This window comes from Paenimyroides ummariense (assembly GCF_900115115.1).
Lineage (GTDB): Bacteria > Bacteroidota > Bacteroidia > Flavobacteriales > Flavobacteriaceae > Flavobacterium > Flavobacterium ummariense.
In genome coordinates this window covers 1-16,753 of sequence record NZ_FOVI01000021.1, presented here as the reverse complement: position 1 = coordinate 16,753, position 16,753 = coordinate 1, and the positions used below count along the sequence as shown (strand labels likewise).

Annotated in this window: 22 protein-coding genes and 3 tRNA genes; 13 read left to right on the top strand and 12 right to left on the bottom strand. The window is 33.7% G+C overall.

Going from position 1 to position 16,753, the window contains the following annotated elements; translation table 11 throughout:
• Window positions 1-70: 70 nt before the first annotated feature.
• Window positions 71-292 (bottom strand): DUF2795 domain-containing protein, encoded by a 222-nt coding sequence (locus tag BM253_RS13135; protein WP_014166495.1) that lies wholly within the window; start codon window positions 290-292, stop codon window positions 71-73.
• Window positions 293-404: 112 nt separating this feature from the next.
• A complete protein-coding gene (locus BM253_RS13130; RefSeq protein ID WP_091525213.1) occupies window positions 405-977 on the bottom strand; it encodes a cob(I)yrinic acid a,c-diamide adenosyltransferase in 573 nt (190 codons plus the stop codon).
• 97 nt (window positions 978-1,074) lie between these two features.
• Between BM253_RS13130 and BM253_RS13125 the strand changes: the two genes are divergently transcribed.
• Window positions 1,075-1,491 (top strand): DoxX family protein, encoded by a 417-nt coding sequence (locus BM253_RS13125; RefSeq protein WP_091525210.1) that lies wholly within the window; start codon window positions 1,075-1,077, stop codon window positions 1,489-1,491.
• Here the strand turns inward: BM253_RS13125 and BM253_RS13120 are convergent.
• Complete coding sequence (locus BM253_RS13120; protein ID WP_091525207.1) at window positions 1,488-1,973, bottom strand: hypothetical protein; 486 nt, start codon at window positions 1,971-1,973, stop codon at window positions 1,488-1,490. The genes BM253_RS13125 and BM253_RS13120 overlap by 4 nt on opposite strands.
• 195 nt (window positions 1,974-2,168) lie before the next feature.
• Here BM253_RS13120 and BM253_RS13115 point away from each other — a divergent pair.
• The 3 genes from BM253_RS13115 to BM253_RS13105 all read left to right on the top strand — a co-directional run bounded on the left by BM253_RS13115 (window position 2,169) and on the right by BM253_RS13105 (window position 2,722).
• Window positions 2,169-2,242: transfer RNA gene (locus tag BM253_RS13115), tRNA-Arg, on the top strand.
• Between the two features lie 25 nt (window positions 2,243-2,267).
• Window positions 2,268-2,341, top strand: a tRNA-Arg gene (locus BM253_RS13110).
• Between the two features lie 90 nt (window positions 2,342-2,431).
• The gene (locus BM253_RS13105) at window positions 2,432-2,722 is read left to right on the top strand and encodes a hypothetical protein (protein WP_091525203.1); all 291 of its coding nucleotides are present in this window, start codon (window positions 2,432-2,434) and stop codon (window positions 2,720-2,722) included.
• 126 nt (window positions 2,723-2,848) lie between these two features.
• Here BM253_RS13105 and BM253_RS13100 read toward each other — a convergent pair.
• A tRNA-Tyr gene (locus BM253_RS13100) sits at window positions 2,849-2,929 on the bottom strand.
• Between the two features lie 792 nt (window positions 2,930-3,721).
• A complete protein-coding gene (locus tag BM253_RS13090) occupies window positions 3,722-3,994 on the bottom strand; it encodes a helix-turn-helix domain-containing protein (protein ID WP_091525197.1) in 273 nt (90 codons plus the stop codon).
• Between the two features lie 582 nt (window positions 3,995-4,576).
• Between BM253_RS13090 and BM253_RS13085 the strand changes: the two genes are divergently transcribed.
• The 9 genes from BM253_RS13085 to BM253_RS13045 are packed head-to-tail and all read left to right on the top strand — an operon-like array spanning window position 4,577 to window position 10,380.
• Window positions 4,577-4,969 (top strand): single-stranded DNA-binding protein, encoded by a 393-nt coding sequence (locus BM253_RS13085; RefSeq protein WP_091525194.1) that lies wholly within the window; start codon window positions 4,577-4,579, stop codon window positions 4,967-4,969.
• A gap of 42 nt (window positions 4,970-5,011) precedes the next feature.
• On the top strand, window positions 5,012-6,085 hold the full coding sequence (locus BM253_RS13080; protein WP_091525190.1) for a DUF932 domain-containing protein: 1,074 nt from the start codon (window positions 5,012-5,014) through the stop codon (window positions 6,083-6,085).
• Between the two features lie 52 nt (window positions 6,086-6,137).
• Window positions 6,138-6,614, top strand: coding sequence for a DUF1281 family ferredoxin-like fold protein (locus BM253_RS13075; RefSeq protein WP_091525187.1), 477 nt, complete (start codon window positions 6,138-6,140; stop codon window positions 6,612-6,614).
• Window positions 6,611-6,805 (top strand): hypothetical protein, encoded by a 195-nt coding sequence (locus BM253_RS13070; RefSeq protein ID WP_091525184.1) that lies wholly within the window; start codon window positions 6,611-6,613, stop codon window positions 6,803-6,805. Before BM253_RS13075 ends, BM253_RS13070 begins: the two co-directional genes overlap by 4 nt.
• A 12-nt stretch (window positions 6,806-6,817) precedes the next feature.
• Window positions 6,818-7,429, top strand: coding sequence for a PRTRC system protein E (locus tag BM253_RS13065; RefSeq protein WP_091525181.1), 612 nt, complete (start codon window positions 6,818-6,820; stop codon window positions 7,427-7,429).
• A gap of 17 nt (window positions 7,430-7,446) precedes the next feature.
• Complete coding sequence (locus BM253_RS13060; RefSeq protein WP_091525177.1) at window positions 7,447-7,665, top strand: PRTRC system protein C; 219 nt, start codon at window positions 7,447-7,449, stop codon at window positions 7,663-7,665.
• Window positions 7,666-7,682: 17 nt separating this feature from the next.
• Window positions 7,683-8,837: a hypothetical protein gene (locus tag BM253_RS13055; protein WP_091525173.1), complete on the top strand. Its 1,155-nt coding sequence runs from the start codon at window positions 7,683-7,685 to the stop codon at window positions 8,835-8,837.
• An 11-nt stretch (window positions 8,838-8,848) separates the two neighbouring features.
• On the top strand, window positions 8,849-9,574 hold the full coding sequence (locus BM253_RS13050) for a PRTRC system protein B (protein WP_177205788.1): 726 nt from the start codon (window positions 8,849-8,851) through the stop codon (window positions 9,572-9,574).
• Complete coding sequence (locus BM253_RS13045) at window positions 9,574-10,380, top strand: PRTRC system ThiF family protein (protein ID WP_091525169.1); 807 nt, start codon at window positions 9,574-9,576, stop codon at window positions 10,378-10,380. Before BM253_RS13050 ends, BM253_RS13045 begins: the two co-directional genes overlap by 1 nt.
• A gap of 188 nt (window positions 10,381-10,568) precedes the next feature.
• Here the strand turns inward: BM253_RS13045 and BM253_RS13040 are convergent, their stop codons facing one another.
• The 7 genes from BM253_RS13040 to BM253_RS13010 all read right to left on the bottom strand — a co-directional run.
• Window positions 10,569-11,012, bottom strand: coding sequence for a Mov34/MPN/PAD-1 family protein (locus BM253_RS13040; protein WP_177205787.1), 444 nt, complete (start codon window positions 11,010-11,012; stop codon window positions 10,569-10,571).
• 7 nt (window positions 11,013-11,019) lie between these two features.
• Window positions 11,020-11,469, bottom strand: coding sequence for a hypothetical protein (locus tag BM253_RS13035; RefSeq protein WP_091525162.1), 450 nt, complete (start codon window positions 11,467-11,469; stop codon window positions 11,020-11,022).
• On the bottom strand, window positions 11,456-12,097 hold the full coding sequence (locus BM253_RS13030; protein ID WP_091525156.1) for a Cap15 family cyclic dinucleotide receptor domain-containing protein: 642 nt from the start codon (window positions 12,095-12,097) through the stop codon (window positions 11,456-11,458). Before BM253_RS13030 ends, BM253_RS13035 begins: the two co-directional genes overlap by 14 nt.
• The gene (locus BM253_RS13025) at window positions 12,087-13,778 is read right to left on the bottom strand and encodes an E2/UBC family protein (protein ID WP_091525153.1); all 1,692 of its coding nucleotides are present in this window, start codon (window positions 13,776-13,778) and stop codon (window positions 12,087-12,089) included. The genes BM253_RS13030 and BM253_RS13025 overlap by 11 nt, the downstream gene beginning before the upstream one ends.
• Before the next feature lie 3 nt (window positions 13,779-13,781).
• Window positions 13,782-14,792, bottom strand: coding sequence for a CBASS cGAMP synthase (locus BM253_RS13020; RefSeq protein WP_091525150.1), 1,011 nt, complete (start codon window positions 14,790-14,792; stop codon window positions 13,782-13,784).
• A complete protein-coding gene (locus tag BM253_RS13015; RefSeq protein WP_091525148.1) occupies window positions 14,785-15,813 on the bottom strand; it encodes a CBASS cGAMP-activated phospholipase in 1,029 nt (342 codons plus the stop codon). Before BM253_RS13015 ends, BM253_RS13020 begins: the two co-directional genes overlap by 8 nt.
• A gap of 337 nt (window positions 15,814-16,150) precedes the next feature.
• On the bottom strand, window positions 16,151-16,753 hold a 603-nt coding region (locus BM253_RS13010), incomplete at its 5' end, for a S24 family peptidase (protein ID WP_091525144.1).

The following is a 16,753-nucleotide window of genomic DNA, read 5'->3' as shown; positions in this document are numbered from 1 at the left end:
TTAATATTCCGTGATATGTGGTTACAAAAAAAAGCCTCTTGTTAACCGAGACTTTTTTTGCTATGTATTTCTAATATTCATCCTCGTTCCAAAGATAGTCTTCATCTGAAGGATAATCTGGCCAAATTTCTTCCATTGATTCATAGATCTCACCTTCATCTTCGATCGATTGTAAGTTTTCTACAACTTCTAAAGGTGCACCAGTTCTGATGGCGTAATCTATAAGCTCATCTTTGGTAGCTGGCCATGGGGCATCACTTAAATACGATGCTAATTCTAATGTCCAATACATCTTTGATATTTTTAGTAATTATGTGCAAAAATAAATTTTATAATGAAAAAAGCAATTTTTTTTTCATTAAATCTTTCTAAATAAAGAACGTTTGTTATGTTAAGATACCTTATTATTGTTTTTCGGGTATCCATTTTACCTCTTCGGCGTTCAAATCAAAAGTCAACTTTCGTGCCAACACAAATAAATAGTCAGAAAGTCGGTTTAAATACTTCAAAACCATTTCATCGGTAGGTTCTATGTCATTTAAATGGGTAGATAAGCGCTCAGCTCTACGACAAACACAGCGTGCAATATGACAATATGACACGGTTGTATGTCCGCCAGGCAAAACAAAATGCGTCATTTGCGGCAGATTTGTTTCCATTTCATCAATAGCTTTCTCTAAAAAGGCAACATCTTCTTCGGTAATTTTAGGGATATTCAATCGTTCTTTACCGTTTTTTAAAATTGCTTTTTCAGGATCGGTAGCCAAAATGGCACCTAAAGTGAACAATCTGTCCTGAATACGAATTAATTGATCTTTATATATAGTATTGATTTCCTGGTCGCGAATTAAACCAATGTACGAATTCAACTCGTCTACCGTTCCGTAGCTTTCAATACGAATATGATATTTTGGTACGCGCGATCCTCCAAATAATGCGGTGGTACCTTTATCGCCTGTTTTAGTATAAACCTTCATAAATAATGTTTCCGTAAATATACACTAAAAAAATAAGTTGTGCGTTTAATATTAATTAGCTAAATTGGTAATTGTTATTAAAAAGAAAAGATAAATTATGAAATTAAGTACTACGAAAATATCACCTAAAACCTTAAGTTTTGGGCTGTTGTTGTTTCGTTTATGTTTAGGCGGATTGATGATTGCAAACCACGGATGGATTAAGATTGTTAATTTAGAAGTATTAAAGACGCAGTTTTATGATTTTTTAGGTTTAGGTTCGCAAATATCTTTAATTTTAGCAATTACTGTAGAGATTTTATGTTCGATATTACTAATATTTGGCTTATATACCCGCGTTGCTTTAATTCCGTTAATAGTAACCATGTTGGTAGCTATAGGCACTCACGGATGGCAGATTTTTGGTGATGCCGAATTAGGCTTTTTATATTTGATTGGTTTTGTGTTTTTGCTTATTGTTGGTCCGGGCGATAACAGTATTGATGCACGTATGAATAAACGAACCTACTTTTAATAGCGTATAAAGAAGTTTTGTTTTGGCTGTTCGGTACGTTTTGATATTAAACAACCATAGTAAAAATCGACAACCAATGTAATTTCAGGATTCTTTCTTAATTCATTAAAAAAAGATTTAGGATATTTTTTGTACGAAGCAATCAATAAAAGTTGTGAATTGTTCATGCTGTTTATTGTTTGAACTATTCGTGCGTGATTTTCTAATGTGTAGTGATCTAAAATTAAATCTGCGTTTGATAAGGCAACAGTTGTTTCTACTGATACATCTTTGATACCATCTAACAATGCATTATCTGAAATATAAACAGCATTTGGTTGAAAGTATTGTATTGAGTGTAGTAACCATTGATTTGTTTTGTTTGATACTTGCAGATTTTTTTTTGCATTGTACAATCCTTTAGTAATATAGTTATAGACAAAAGGAGAATGAACCCCATGCTGATTGGTAGATTTTACTAAAAATTGCAGATATGAAAACACTTTATTCTGTTGATATAATTAAACCTCAAAGATATTTTAAGTTTTAAACGCAGGCAAACTAATTTTTTAATAATCACAAGTTATTAAAAACAAATAACTTATAAACCGCAATCTTATTTTATTCAAAAAAAGCATTAAAATGTTTGGTTTGTGTATTAAAAACCCACTATATTTGCACCGTTATAAAAATAACAAGGCGATGTGGCGCAACTGAATAGCGCATCTGATTACGGCTCAGAAGGTTGCAGGTTTGAATCCTGCCATCGTCACAAAAAAAATAATTTTTAACATCATGGCGATGTGGCGCAACTGAATAGCGCATCTGATTACGGCTCAGAAGGTTGCAGGTTTGAATCCTGCCATCGTCACAAAAGCAACTCATTTGAGTTGCTTTTTTTATATAATACAATCAAGATATTACATTTTTTTAATGCACTTATTGTAAAAGAAAATAAAAAATGTCTGATTTATTTTTAATAGGCATTGTGTCTTCTTTGGGTGATTCACTTTTTAATGATAAGGAATTTAAAAATAGAACTTTTATTTTTCCATTCCTGTCTTCTTCAATATTAATTTTTCACTACTTTTTTCAATATTCACCTGTATCAAGAAATGTAGATGAATTTAGTTCGTACGATAAAATAAGGTATAAAAAAATTCAGTCGTTTATAATTAGATATATTTTGCCAGTAATGGCTACTTTAAGTGAGGTAAATATTATTTGGAGCAGTGTTCAAGAAGTTCAGTAATTAAGGGGAGTATATCCTTTATTTATGATTCCAAGTTTATTATTTAATTATATTGTTTGTCGGAGTTTGGTTTTATTATAAAACTAGATACAATAAAAAAAGCTATCTAAAATAGATAGCTTTTTGTGGGGAGAGCAGGATTCGAACCTGCGAAGGTTTCCCAACGGATTTACAGTCCGTCCTCGTTGGCCGCTTGAGTATCTCCCCTGGCCATTGTAGCGGAGAAAGAGGTATTTGAACTCTCTCCTTTAGTATTATATATTGTAAGGGTTTTGAAGTTTTTAAATTAAGATTGCCACGAATTTGCCACAAAATAATTTATACTTTAAAATCCGAAATATCATTTATATTCTTGAATACGGAATAGATTTGAAAATTTCTATTTAATATCTGCAAAATATTTTAGAACTTATAATTAAGATATTGTATTTTAATTCTTAATTAATTACTTTTGTTGAACCTTTAAAGCTTATGCTTTTGTTATTTTCAACGGTGCAAATATAGGAGGCTTTTTAAAACGAACCAAGCTTTTAGAACGTTTTTTTTTAAAAAAAGTGAAGTTTTCTTTCTTTTGTTTAATAATCAGATAGTTGAAATTGAAGTTTTTTTTACTGTTATCATCTTTAAATTGCTTTTTTATTTCAAAAGCAATTAATCAATGTTGATCAAGAACAAGATTTATTTATTTTCCCACTTAAATAGATTGTTTATTTTCCAATGTTTAGTGTAATAGTACTTCTGAATCCTGGATGGTAAGAAGGGGAGTAGGTTATATACCCGAAGTCCTGTAATTCTTTTAAATATTTGTGATAGGTAGGGAACGTCCGAATGTGTGATAATCTCATAAGCACAGATCTACTTACCCGTATGTTAGTAAAATTTTCTTGTAGATCTGCTAAACGCACTATTGCAAGAATTAATGCGAGATGCCAGACGTTAATCCTAATATCTTTCTCCATAAATTCAAAAATATGGTTGTAATTTTTTACGATCATATCCTTACTTATTAAAAAGCGTAAGTACATCTTCCTTTTTATAATAGTAGGAACCCAATACTTTTCTAAATTCTATTTTTCCACTGATTCTCAGGTTTTGTAAAGTTGCCGGAGATATATTCAAAATTTGACGGATTGATTTACTGCGTATCCATTCCGGATCCTCTTCTATCTTGGATGTATATCCTTGTTTTTTACTTGCAATCAAATTTTCTATATCGTTCAACAAGAGTAATCGAAACTGTCTCAAATCTTCTTTTGTTATATGCTCTTCCATTTTAAATCAATTCTACAATACAATTTATTCCAATATGGTGCTGAAAGAAGATAAGTGGAAGTGCTGTGCGGTAATTTACCTTTCATGGCTTGAAAGTCCGATGACATAAATTTAAGTTGGATAAAAACCACAGCACATTTACCGTCATTCTCAAGATCATTCTGTGTAAAAGATCTTTAGGTTTTATCTTTATAAAACATTAAAAAAGAGTTTCTCAATACTTCCAAACTTCTTTTTCAAAGTTTTTATATAAGGACTTCAAAGTCCTACGATTATATGAAAATACAGAAGTTCCTATTTTCCATAGTCAACCGATAAAAAGGCAGCCAAAGTATGGTGGTCATCCCACGCTTAAATCCTGCCAAAAGACTACGGCATAAACGGTTTCCTCCCTAAAGGTACCCTCCAATTATTCCGTTTCCTTTTGGCTTTCCCTTTGACCACCTTGATAGTCTGCTTTCTTTTTTCCGGTTTTTCTTTTGGAAAAAATTATGCGAAGCGAAGCCGAGCAAACCACAACAGGAAGCAGAAAACGAGAAAAGCGAACATAACAAAATGTAAAACTTTTAAAACAGGACGATTATGAACATTATCGGAAGACTGACAAGAGATGCGGAAGTACGCACAACGTCACAGGACAAACAAGTAGTTAATTTTTCAGTAGCAACAAACCAAAGCTACAAGAACAAACAGGGCGAATACATAGAGCAGACAACTTATTTCGATTGCTCTTATTGGATTTCAGCAAAAGTTGCAAGTCTACTTACAAAAGGAACTTTAGTTGAACTTTTAGGTAGGGTAAGTACAAGAGCGTGGATAGGGAAGGATGGAGAGCCAAAAGCAGGTTTGAATTTCCATACCTCAAACATCAAACTGTATGGAGGTGGCAAGAGAACCGAAACTGTACAGGCTACAGCACAAACAGGAAACCACAGTACAGCAGGGCAAGGTTCAGAGGACGACCTACCATTTTAACAACAATCATTCATTCTTTTTTAACATCAAAATTTTATCAAAATGGCACATAACATTCATTTCAACGAGAGAACAGGAAAGCACAGTTTCTTTTCAGTGCAACAAAAAGTGTGGCACAGTTTAGGGCAAATCGTAGAGCAATACCCGACAAGCGAAGAAGCTATCAAACACGCAGGGTTAGATTATGAGGTAGTAAAATCTCCTTTGTTTACCAAAGGTTCGGGTATTATCGAAACCACTAACGGTATTGAGATAGGCAGTAGCGAATTGGAAGTACCTAACTATTTCGCCAACATACGCACCGATAACAATGCCGTATTGGGCGTGGTTGGTAAGGATTACCATATAGTACAAAATAGAGAAGCCTTTAATTTCTTTGATGCTATTGTAGGTGGTGGTGAGGGCATCCTATACGAAACCGCAGGAGCATTGGGCAACGGAGAACGCATTTTTATTACAGCCAAACTGCCCGACTATATCCGTGTAGGTAATGGCGATGATGTAACGGAAAAGTATATTTTCCTTACCACTTCGCACGATGGTAGTGGAAGTATTACAGCTGCTTTTACACCTATCCGTATCGTATGCCAAAACACGCTCAATGCTTCATTAAGAAGTATGACCAACGTTGTCCGTATCAAACATACTTCGGGAGCAAAACAGCGTATTGAAAATGCCCACAAGATTATGGGACTTGCCAACACATTGAGCAACCAATTAGAGAACATCTTTAATAATTGGTCGAAAGTAAGAGTAACAGACCAAGAGGTCAAAAAGCTAATCCAATTGGCACTTTGCCCGAACAAGGAAACGCTTGACCTACTCAAAAAAGGTGCTGAAGATGAAGTTTCGACCGTGTTCAAAAATGTGGTTGACGATGCTTTTCGATATGCGATGTTAAGCGATACCCAACAAATGGACACCACCAAAGGCACATTGTTCGGAGCGTACAACGCTGTGACAGGCTACTATCAGAATGTAAGAAATTACAAAAATGACGAAGCCAAATTGCAGAGCATTGTAATGGGTGGAACAGCTCAATTGAAATCTCAAAAAGCATTTGAACTATGTACCGCTTTTGCTTTGGACGGTGCGGAAATCCTAAACCTTAATTAAGTAACCACAGGCTACCGCCTTTGTCGGTGTTAGCCTACTAAAAATATTCATTATGGCAAATTGGTGTAGTAATATGGTTGTATTCGAGGGGAAACCCGAAGCAATCACAGCAATACAGGAAGTTTTTCAAATGATGAAAAACAAGGAAGAAACGAGCGAACAGGGACAATTGCCCGACTTTATTACCGAAGACAATGGCGGTTATTTCTTCAATATTTATTGGAACGAGGGCGATGAGGGTGTTTTTCAGTACGAAACGAAATGGTCGCCCAATACAGAAGCCGTACGGCTGATTGCAGACCGTTACGGAGTGGAGTTTACACAGGAATATGAAGAAATGGGAAACGGTATTTACGGAAAAACCATTTATTCAGAGGGCATTTTGCATGATACCGCATTGACCGATGAAGATTTGGAACAATTCCACTATAATGAGGAAACAGACCATTACCATTTTGAGGGCGAAGAATACGAGAGCGACAGCGAAATTTTGGAAATGCTATTAACCCGAAAATTGGCGATACTATGAAAGTAACAGATTTGAACGGTTATGAAATTGAAATAACTAACCTACAAGAGGCTATCAAGGTAGCCAAACGCAATACAGGATACCACCACGAGGACAAGAGTTTTTCAGAGTTCGACAAAAGACTAAAAGCCTATTGGACAGACATACACGAGAAACTTACCGCAATCAAAAAACGAACAGATAACAATTAAAATTTCAGGACGATGAATACCAATTTTTTCAATCAGATACAAGCTTTGGACTTTATAGGTGTATTACAACTGAACATTTCCAAAGCAGCAGAAAATAACCTAATTGTATCGGTAATGCTCAACAACGAACAATGCGGAGATAATGCCAAAAACCTTATTCCCCCATTGACATTTAACGCTACGCCACAGGAGTTTGACGAGGGATTTTTTGAGCAGATAAAAGCACCGATCCAAACCGTTTCGGGTGTAATGGTGGATATGGAAAAATTCCTAAAACAAATGGAAGAAGTCAAAAAGCAATCGGCAATGGAGAAAGAAAAAACCGAAAAAGCCAAAAAGGAAAAAGAAACCAAAGACAAGAAGTTTAAAGAGGGAATGGCAAAGGTTGAGGAACTCGAAAAAGAGGGCAAATTCCGTGAAGCGTGGATGAAAGTACCCGACATCACCGAGTTCCCCGAAAAAGCGGACGAGATACGTAAACGCAAAACCACATTGTCTGCAAAATTCGAAACACCAAGTCTTTTCGGGGAAGCGGAAGAACCACAACCCGAACCGAGCCAGGAGGAAGAAGTTACAGCCGATTATCCCATAGATGAAACAGCCGAAGAAGAAACAGAGTATTAACGATTAAAACAAGCATTATGTTATTAGCAACACAATTAGAACGAGTGTTTATACTCAAAGATAAAGGACAGGAAATAAGACTTACCGACCCCGAACCACGTTGGAGCGTGGAAGCCGTAATGAATTTTTACGCCAATATGTACCCGATACTCACAACGGCAAAAGTATCTGCACCTCAAATCAAAGATGATGCAGTAGAGTACAAATTTGAGAGTGTAATGGGTACAAAAGGTTAAACCAAATATTTAAAACAATGAACTATGCACAAACATATTTTATCGGGAACTATCACAATACCCGAACAGCAACGACAAAGGCAATTACACCGCCAACTAAACGAGTTCGCAAATTGGATGCAAAAGCCAAAAGACGCGAACGAAGTACGCAAAGACAAACGCAAATCAGTACCAACAGCAATGTTGCCAATGGTTTTCTAAAATGTACTTTTCTGCCAAAACTGAAAGAAACCAAAATCGTACAGGCTTGCAGGAAATCAGATAAAACGGAAAGGGATTTTTATCAGTCCCTTTCCAAATTGGCAGAGCATTACCAAATTGAGCCGATGCAGAGCAAACAATTTCCCTATCCCTACAATATGGCATTGGCAATGTCGGATATGGAAGAAAAATTGAAACAAAAGGTTTTGGATTGGGAAGAAATTCGTTTGGTACAGGATAGTAAAAATACCTATTTCCTAAGTGAAGAACGCTACAATACAGGCTCAAACCTTTTTTATATTCCCGTTGCTTCGCTTTACCGAATGTTGCACAACTATAAACGGAAAAGAAACGCCCATTTACTATTGTCCGTATGTGCTTATCTGTATCACATAGCCGACATTCCGTATTACAGACAGGAAGCAAGTTATCTGTATTGGATGTACGAAATGATGAACGATTGGGTGGAAATGGATGACCAAACCGAACAAACAGCCGTTTATCTTGCCGAGATAAAACAAGCCGAATATATCGGGGATTATATAGAGCAACGGATTTACAACCGCATTAATCTGACCGTATTTGAACAGCGTATCAACAGCTTTAAAGCTAAAGACGATTTTGATAATGAGTGCTTGACCGTAGCAAAAGAAGCCTTTGTCCTTTATCAGACCTATCCGAATGAAAACGTATTCCGCAATGCCAAACCCAACGGAGAAGCATTTGAAGAAGATATGGAAAACATTATTGGTATGGAAAAGTACATTTCCTTTTACGCAGACCACAAAGGTTGGCTCAATGAAACCCTTATAGAATCGGTCAACACCGAAATGCAGGAGTACGGACAAATGGAAGAACCCATTATCCAAAAAATGTTTGACGGCAGGGATATAACCGCCAACAACCTTTGTTTTGAAAACCGACTGTTTACATTACTGCACAGCCTAAGCGACATTTTACACACCTTTTAAAAATTGGAACTATGGAAACGATTAACGATATAACACAGGACTTCGGCACATTGTACCACCCAAAATCGGCTTTGGTATTCTATGAAACCAAAGGAAGCAATACCGATGTATATGTAGAACATTTTGATATGGACAAAAACGGTAATCCTATCAATGCCCACCCTTTGACGGTAAAAGAAGCAAATGTATTGGCAAAGGCACTCAATACCGAACAGGAAAATAACAAAGCCTTTCTGAAATCAAACGGGATTTTGCCGACCAACGTTTTACATATCAATCCTAATGCGGATAAGGGTGTGGTAATTTGGTACACCAAAGCACAGAAAAGGCAGATGTATTTTGTGGATAATCTGCAAATTCCAAACGGAAAGGCACAAGTACCGTCAATGCTTTGGAAAGCCAGTAAAAACGGTTTGAGCGTATTTGCTCTTTCAAGTGATAGAAGACCAACGGAAAAGACAAAACTGTATCATATGCCTTATTTCAATATCTATGAAGATGGTAAAGTATGTATGGGAACGGTAAGTGTTGATATTAAAAAATCCACTTCGGTGGAAGAATTTATACAGGCTTGGGAGTATTACTTTTTTAATTCCTATTTCAGCCATCTGTTAGGCAATCATAACCCGATGAAAGGCAATTGCGTAAACCTATGGAAAGACCTTGTAAACACGGTGACACCCTTTCCAAAAGAAGTATTGAAACCAAACAACAAAACCCTTAAAAATCTATTGTAATGGAAACAGTAAAAACAGCCGTTCATTTTACGGACAACTATTTAATAAGTCCTACCAATCCGATTGAAGTCAATTTAATTGGTGCAGGTGGCACAGGCTCAAAGGTGCTGACCGCCTTAATGGAAATGAGCCACAGCCTAACAGAATTGGAACACGCAGGGTTGCAGGTGCGTTTGTGGGATGATGATATTATTACGGAAGCCAATTTGGGCAGACAGCGTTTTGCACCGAGTGAAACAGGATTGTATAAATCGGTAGCCTTGATAAACCGTGTAAATCGGTTTATGGGTACAAATTGGAAAGCAGAAAATCAAAAGTTTGAACGCAATGCATTTGGTGGACTACCCGAAAATGCAAGGGCAACGATTTACATCACTTGTGTGGACAATGTACAGGCAAGGTTTAACATTGCTGAAATGCTCAAATCGATGAGCAAACGCAGAGCCAACCGAGATGAACCGAAGTATTGGTTAGACTTTGGTAATAGCCAACAGATAGGACAGGTTATACTATCTACTATAGGAGAAATCAAACAACCAAACTCCGAGAAGTACGAACCGGTGGCAATCCTGCCAATGGTTACAGATGAATTTGGCGAACTGCTTAAACAGTCCGAAAAAACGGACGATACGCCAAGTTGCAGTTTGGCGGAAGCATTGGAAAAACAGGATTTGTATATCAATGCAACATTAGCTCAAATGGGTTGTTCACTATTGTGGTCTATGTTTCGCTATGGAATGACCGAAAACAGGGGCTTTTTTCTTAATCTGAAGAATTTTCAATCCCAGCCCTTAAAAGTCGTCTGATCCGAAAAATCGTGCGGCAAAAATGCAATTCCTTCCTGCGGTCGGAAACGCTTTTTTGCGTCTAATCGGTACAACCCCTTTGCCAAAATGTACCGCTTCACAAATTCCACTACTTACATTTTACCAAAAAGGTTGTAATTTTATTAATTTGTAGATATTGAATTATCTTTTTGTTTTGAGTACTTATCTTACAGGTCAGATCTAGTAACAATTATTTTTTCATCAAATTTTTTATCAATATAAATTTCTATATAAATAGATAACCTTCCTATAATAATCATAAAATGTACATTTGAATTTAAATGATTATTTTTTATAGTTTTTAAAAAGTTTTTTCTATCGGTGTTTGAAGGTGAGGGATGATCCTCTGGGTGGGTGTGCCATTCGCCCAAATATATTTCTCTGCCCCTAGAAATCTTAAATTTTTCATTAATAAATTTTTGTGCGGCAATAAACGAACGACTAAAATTATATCTTGATCTCTGATCTAAATCGGAAGGTTCAGAACAGTTCAAAAGGTTTATTATATTATCATATATTTCACCCGTTAATATTCCTCCCGATTCGGGTGATTTCGGATGGATCTGAACATATCTATTAAAAATTTTTAGAACAGATTGTGATATGCTCAAGTTAAAATTATAACATCTTATATTCATCTAGTGTATATTCCTTACCATTAATAAAAATAAATACTTCAAAATAAGAACTTATAGAGACTGTACATAATACATTATCTAGCAAAGATCCATAAAAAGCAGTTCTGTATCGACTTCCTTTTTTACGAAGTGGTTTAACTATCTGTGAAATGGGTGTGGAAAAATAATGGCAAAGAGCTGTTAGCTCGAACCTTTCATTTAGTAAATGGAAACCATCATGACAAATGTTATCTTTTTTACTTACTTCAATTAACTTTTTACCAATATCCTCTATGCCTACTAGACTATTTTCCAATAAACAATCGTCATTAATAGATTCTATGGGCAAGCAATCTGATTTTTTGTAAATAATTAAACCTAATCCAGTGAAATTAGGAGTATTTGCGGTAATAACTAAATCAATAACTTCTGTAAGCTTATAGTTCTTCATTAAACCTTCCTATTAGTACATTAGAGACAAATTTTACTATAATTGTCCCACTATTTCTTCTCTCATTAAAGTAATTGCCCTTCAGAGATTTAATATCTTTGAAATAATCTAAATATGCTGTCCCTTTATGATCATTTAATTCGACATTCAAATTAGAAACATTTCCGTAATTATAGTAAAGGGTATAGAAATTATTAGATTTCTTTTTTAAAACCTCACATATTGTTTCCGATGTGGAAGTTTGTTTACCATCTTTACCAATATAGGTATGTACTTGTATTGATGATGCTGTTTGTGATATTTCCATTACACAATCTAATACAATTGGAGCATTGGTTGAAGGGTCAATGTACGAAGAAGTCATTGTTCCCTTGTAGCGACCATTCAAATTAGGAATTTCAATAATAACATTTGTCAATGATTGTTTCCAAAGGTACTTATCTATTAATTCTATAAATAGTGTCATCAAACCCAATATTGATAAAAATCCTATATAATTTGAAATTTCTTTTAATTCGGGAAAATTAGATATGTATTCATCGAACCATAAATATAGAAAATTACAGATTATAGCTAGTATCGAAATAAAAGATATTAAAGATATTGTTTTATAATTTTTAAAATTCATTTTCTATAATTGTAAATTTATTAATTCCATCATATTTATCATTTATTTCAATGTTGATTTTTTTTAATTCTTCAGTATCACCAATCCATGAAATAACTTTAGATTTATTATAATTATTTTCAACTAAAATTTCATATAATATAGAGTTAATGCTGCTTAAAAATAGGTTTAGACGCATATCTGAGTATGGCATGTATCCTGTTTGACAAGAGCCTTCTTTTTTTGAAATATTTTGACCGCTTTTAATTACGTGAAAGGGATAATTACTAATAAGATTAATTCCTTTATCAAAATCTTCAGGTTTTAAATATACTAGTTGACCGCTTGCTAAGTATGGTTCTACCCAAATTAATATAATCGGTTTCACTGATTTTAAATTTATTAAATGTTGAAGAATATATTTTTCAATTCTTAATATTCCTAATACAATAAATCTAAAATCATAGTCTTCTATGACATCTGGTTCATTTTCTATTACCGCACAGATGTCTCTTCTAAAACTTAATACTTCAGTAAAAGGATTCTTTGATAAAATTTCATACTCTCCTATGTCAACTTTAAATTCAGTTATGTAATTAAAACCAAACTTATTTCTAAATACATTTTCAACTTTTAATATATCAGGATCAATCAAGCAATATTTTGAAATAGGATACTTTGTCAAATAATGAAGTAGATTTGATCCTACACTACCTATACCAATCAAAGCAATTTTCAATTCTCGATTCACTTCTATACCGCTAGTGCGAATATCTAATCTCTTAGGAGAAATACTGGAAAAGCTCAATCTGTTAACTAAATAATTTTTTCCGAAATTAGAATTCAAAAATTGCCAATTTGACAATTCTCTAAAACCATTGATATGCTTTTTTACAAATGGATAAGTCCATCCAAACAATTCATCATATTCATTCTTAAAAACTACTAAAAATTCTCCAAATTTTAGTTTATTAATTTTAGACTTAAAGTCATTTAAATCATTTAAATATTTTACTGATTTTGAGAATGTAATACTGTAAGGTGGTTCTAATTCTTTAAAAGTTGCTGCAAAAGCTGGAATTTCAGCATATTTTACACCTTTTATTTTTAAATATTTTTCCAATAACTTAAAATGATTCTCATTGTTATATACTAAGTATTCATATAAACCAAATTTGTTTATAAATTTAATTGCTTTTAAATTCTGAAAATGTTGAGAATCAATTAAACATATACCGGTTTCTGAAGTCTTTTCTCTGTTTGAATATTTAATATTCCAATAAGCTAAAAACTCTCTTTCAAATTCTTCCTTTAAATAGCTTGCGTCGTTTTTTCCTCGTAAAATGATCTTTGACTTAGCTATTAAATCAACTACGATCTCGGGAAGATTTTTCTGCTCAAAATAAAAATTAGTATCTGTATCATAAATACAGATACTTAAATCCTCGTTGATATGAGGTATGAATTTTAATTCATCGTATGATTTTTCGTCGATATAAATCTTTGGCAAATGAACAGAATAAGGTTCTTTTAAAGTTATATATAACAGAATTATTTTTAAACCATCATTTAAAGATAATTCTGTTTCAACCGAAATAACCTGCTCGTACCTTTTAATAGAACTATTGCCACTAATATTCTCAGTTTTTAAGATTTTTGCATCTTCAGTTTTGGAAATCAGTTTAAGTATTTCTTTAATCATCTTTTACGCAGATTTGTGATCAAATCCAATTTGGTCAGGATTAGAAAAAACTCTAGCTGATGTATCTGATGATTCTTCTTTTATTGTTGAGCATGGGAATCTATCTCCTAGATGCTTCTGCCACTTAGCACATGCGTCTTTTTTTGATTCTAATTCTATTGCTTGATTTCCAGATTTAATAAAAGAATCTAAAGCATTTAAAAAGTTTTCTTTAGTTGTTTTGGCAGCATATTTGTTCAATAAATCCTCTGTTTCATCAACTGTTGGGCGATAGCATTCATAGTATGCGTCGTCGAATCTTGTATCATCTATTTCTTCTTGAATAGCTTTTAAAGTTTCTAATAAAGAAATATCATCTCTTTCATCTTCGATGAAACAATTTGAAGCTAATATTGTAAATATCATTCCACTTGGGAATATTAATTTTGAATTGTCAGTTTGTTTTTTATCAGACCAGGATTTCAAGTAACGTACAATTCTTTTTAACTGAGGTTTATTTTTTGCTTCTCCATCAAACCATTTTTTAAATGCATATGGATCACTTTTGATCCAACCTTTAGATAAATGCGCTAATTCAGGAACTTCATCATCTAAAGTATATTCATCTTTAGATTTATCTACTTTATAATATATAGGTAAGTCGATATGATAATCACTTTTATAAATTACTCTTACGCATGTGTTTTTATCTAATGATTCAGAACTTGTTCTATTTTTTACAGCGTCATATATCCAGTTGTGTGCAGTTTGGGGTGTTGGTCTGTCTTCTTCTTTACCAAAAATATAAACTCCATCATCCAAATCAAATTCGTTGGAAATTGGCTTAATAGTTGTGTTCATCATAAAAGAGCCTTGACCTTTGAAACTTACTGAATGATCCTCTCTTTTTTCGTCAAAATATTTTCTTATATCTTCACGGATAGAGTTTCTTGAGGTTCTTAATGATGATTTCTTAGTGGAATTTAATTTAATTATTCCGTCGAACTCAGTAAAAGTGGAATGCAAATCAGCCATTTGTTATATATGTTTTAGGGGTTGTAAAAAAATATTCTATTTCTTTTGTTTTTTCAAATAAAAGTGCTTGATCGTCTGCCTTTATCTTCATTAAATTATAAGCTTTCTGATTCGCGACATCAAGCTGTATTATGCTTTCTTGCTCTTTCGAAATGGCCGCCGATGGAATTCGAGTATAATCAATATTTATATCAGAAATTTCCTTGACTTTTGAAAGAAAAAAATCAGTGAAAAAAGCCTGACCATTCATCGATGTTTCAAACAAATCAGAGCCCCAATCTTTAAATGATCTTTCATTTTTTAGACCAGTGGTATTGCCACCTGTAATACTTAAACTGCTTAAAGAAAGAATTTTAATGCTATTGTATTTTTGATTCTTTCCAACAAAAAAATTTAATGCTTCTAGAAGACCAACTAAGGTTGGGTTGTTAGCCCAAACTCCTCCATCAATAAATTGTTCATTATTGTAATATTGTAACTCAGCCATTGGAAAGTATGTAGGTGCTGCAGAGGTCGCTAAGGCTATATCAACCATTTTCGCTTTATTGTCACGGGATAAAATACCTTCTTGGTGATCGTACTTAAATACCTTCGGTTTAGCTTCCGTTACAGAGTAACTCGGTATGCATAATAGATTATTTGCATCTCCAATTATTCTATTTCCAAAAATCTCATTTAATGAATTTTTTAAACCAGTACTTGAGAACTTACCTCCAAATGCAATTTGCTTTAAAAAACCTTGATCTATTTTACCAATAAAAGGGAATTTTATGGTTTTATGTTTTGGAAAAATAATTTCACCTTTTTGCTCATAAAAATTACAAATATCATCAGCAGAAATTAAACTTGTTAATGCAAGAGCAATTAGACCACCTGTAGAAGTACCGCAAATCATATCGAAATGATCTGATGTCCTACATTTGAATTTTTCTTCAAATTTACTTAGTATTCTAGCTGAGTAAAGACCTTTTATTCCACCACCATCGATTGATAGTATCTTAAAAACTTTTTCATCTTCCATAGTCAGATTTTGTCTTTAATAACAATGATATACAAAATAGATATCTTGAATACTAAGAGTCTTAAAGTGTATATTTTGTTGGTATAAGTTAATAGTGTTTAGCTGTAAATATATTAAATGTTAAATAATAAAAGAAATCAAATTGAAGTTAAAATTACTTTTTTAGTATTCTTAGTTAATAACGTAAAATGTATTTACTCTTTGATATCAAAATAAACTATTCATAATGACATTTTAAGTCGTTGTTAAAGATTAATGAAAAATATAAATTTATTTTTGGAAATTGTATTTGAAATAATCCTAAATAAATATAACGTTTAAAGAAAGGTAAATTTTTTTACTGTTTATATTTCAATCCTTTAATCTCTGTTTTCAGTTCCTTAAGTAACTCTATAATCTGTTGCTGATCCGTATTAAAATCCTCTTTTGTAAACTCTTCTGTCGAAATACTGCAGGCATACTCCCATATCTCAAAAATATCTGCTAGCGGTATGCTATAAGGCTCGTAAAAAAGATTGTCTGCGGCTACGGTAATGGTTTCTTCTTCCGTTTTTACCAGTCTTTTATAGGTAATACCTTCGCTTCGGGTAACAAACAGATAGCTTTTTCCTTTTTTCAGTTCGTTTGGTTTTTCAAGATATTTTCCAATAATAAATGCTCCATCCTTGTACGGTGGCATTGAATCTCCTTCAACGGGAAAAGCACGGTAGGTACCCGATCCCAGAAAGGGCAGGGAAATGGTTTGTAGGTTTTCAATATATTCGGGATCTGCATAACCGCTCAAGTATCCCATTGATGCCTTATGTGGAATGATCTCAATAATATTCTCTCCATTATGATCCACCTTAACAGGCAGCAGTATGCGGTTGTCCGGCAGTTCCATAATTTCCTTCAGCGGAATTTTACGCAGGTCGGCAGAAACCATCAGGTCAATGCTTAT

Coding starts and splice junctions, on each gene's coding strand:
- BM253_RS13135 (WP_014166495.1), bottom strand. CDS start 292: ATGTATTGGACATTAGAATTAGCATCGTATTTAAGTGATGCCCCATGG.
- BM253_RS13035 (WP_091525162.1), bottom strand. CDS start 11,469: ATGAAGAACTATAAGCTTACAGAAGTTATTGATTTAGTTATTACCGCA.
- BM253_RS13025 (WP_091525153.1), bottom strand. CDS start 13,778: ATGATTAAAGAAATACTTAAACTGATTTCCAAAACTGAAGATGCAAAA.
- BM253_RS13105 (WP_091525203.1), top strand. CDS start 2,432: ATGTCTGATTTATTTTTAATAGGCATTGTGTCTTCTTTGGGTGATTCA.
- BM253_RS13090 (WP_091525197.1), bottom strand. CDS start 3,994: ATGGAAGAGCATATAACAAAAGAAGATTTGAGACAGTTTCGATTACTC.
- BM253_RS13065 (WP_091525181.1), top strand. CDS start 6,818: ATGAATACCAATTTTTTCAATCAGATACAAGCTTTGGACTTTATAGGT.
- BM253_RS13125 (WP_091525210.1), top strand. CDS start 1,075: ATGAAATTAAGTACTACGAAAATATCACCTAAAACCTTAAGTTTTGGG.
- BM253_RS13070 (WP_091525184.1), top strand. CDS start 6,611: ATGAAAGTAACAGATTTGAACGGTTATGAAATTGAAATAACTAACCTA.
- BM253_RS13045 (WP_091525169.1), top strand. CDS start 9,574: ATGGAAACAGTAAAAACAGCCGTTCATTTTACGGACAACTATTTAATA.
- BM253_RS13030 (WP_091525156.1), bottom strand. CDS start 12,097: ATGAATTTTAAAAATTATAAAACAATATCTTTAATATCTTTTATTTCG.
- BM253_RS13015 (WP_091525148.1), bottom strand. CDS start 15,813: ATGGAAGATGAAAAAGTTTTTAAGATACTATCAATCGATGGTGGTGGA.
- BM253_RS13020 (WP_091525150.1), bottom strand. CDS start 14,792: ATGGCTGATTTGCATTCCACTTTTACTGAGTTCGACGGAATAATTAAA.
- BM253_RS13055 (WP_091525173.1), top strand. CDS start 7,683: ATGAACTATGCACAAACATATTTTATCGGGAACTATCACAATACCCGA.
- BM253_RS13050 (WP_177205788.1), top strand. CDS start 8,849: ATGGAAACGATTAACGATATAACACAGGACTTCGGCACATTGTACCAC.
- BM253_RS13085 (WP_091525194.1), top strand. CDS start 4,577: ATGAACATTATCGGAAGACTGACAAGAGATGCGGAAGTACGCACAACG.
- BM253_RS13080 (WP_091525190.1), top strand. CDS start 5,012: ATGGCACATAACATTCATTTCAACGAGAGAACAGGAAAGCACAGTTTC.
- BM253_RS13130 (WP_091525213.1), bottom strand. CDS start 977: ATGAAGGTTTATACTAAAACAGGCGATAAAGGTACCACCGCATTATTT.
- BM253_RS13060 (WP_091525177.1), top strand. CDS start 7,447: ATGTTATTAGCAACACAATTAGAACGAGTGTTTATACTCAAAGATAAA.
- BM253_RS13075 (WP_091525187.1), top strand. CDS start 6,138: ATGGCAAATTGGTGTAGTAATATGGTTGTATTCGAGGGGAAACCCGAA.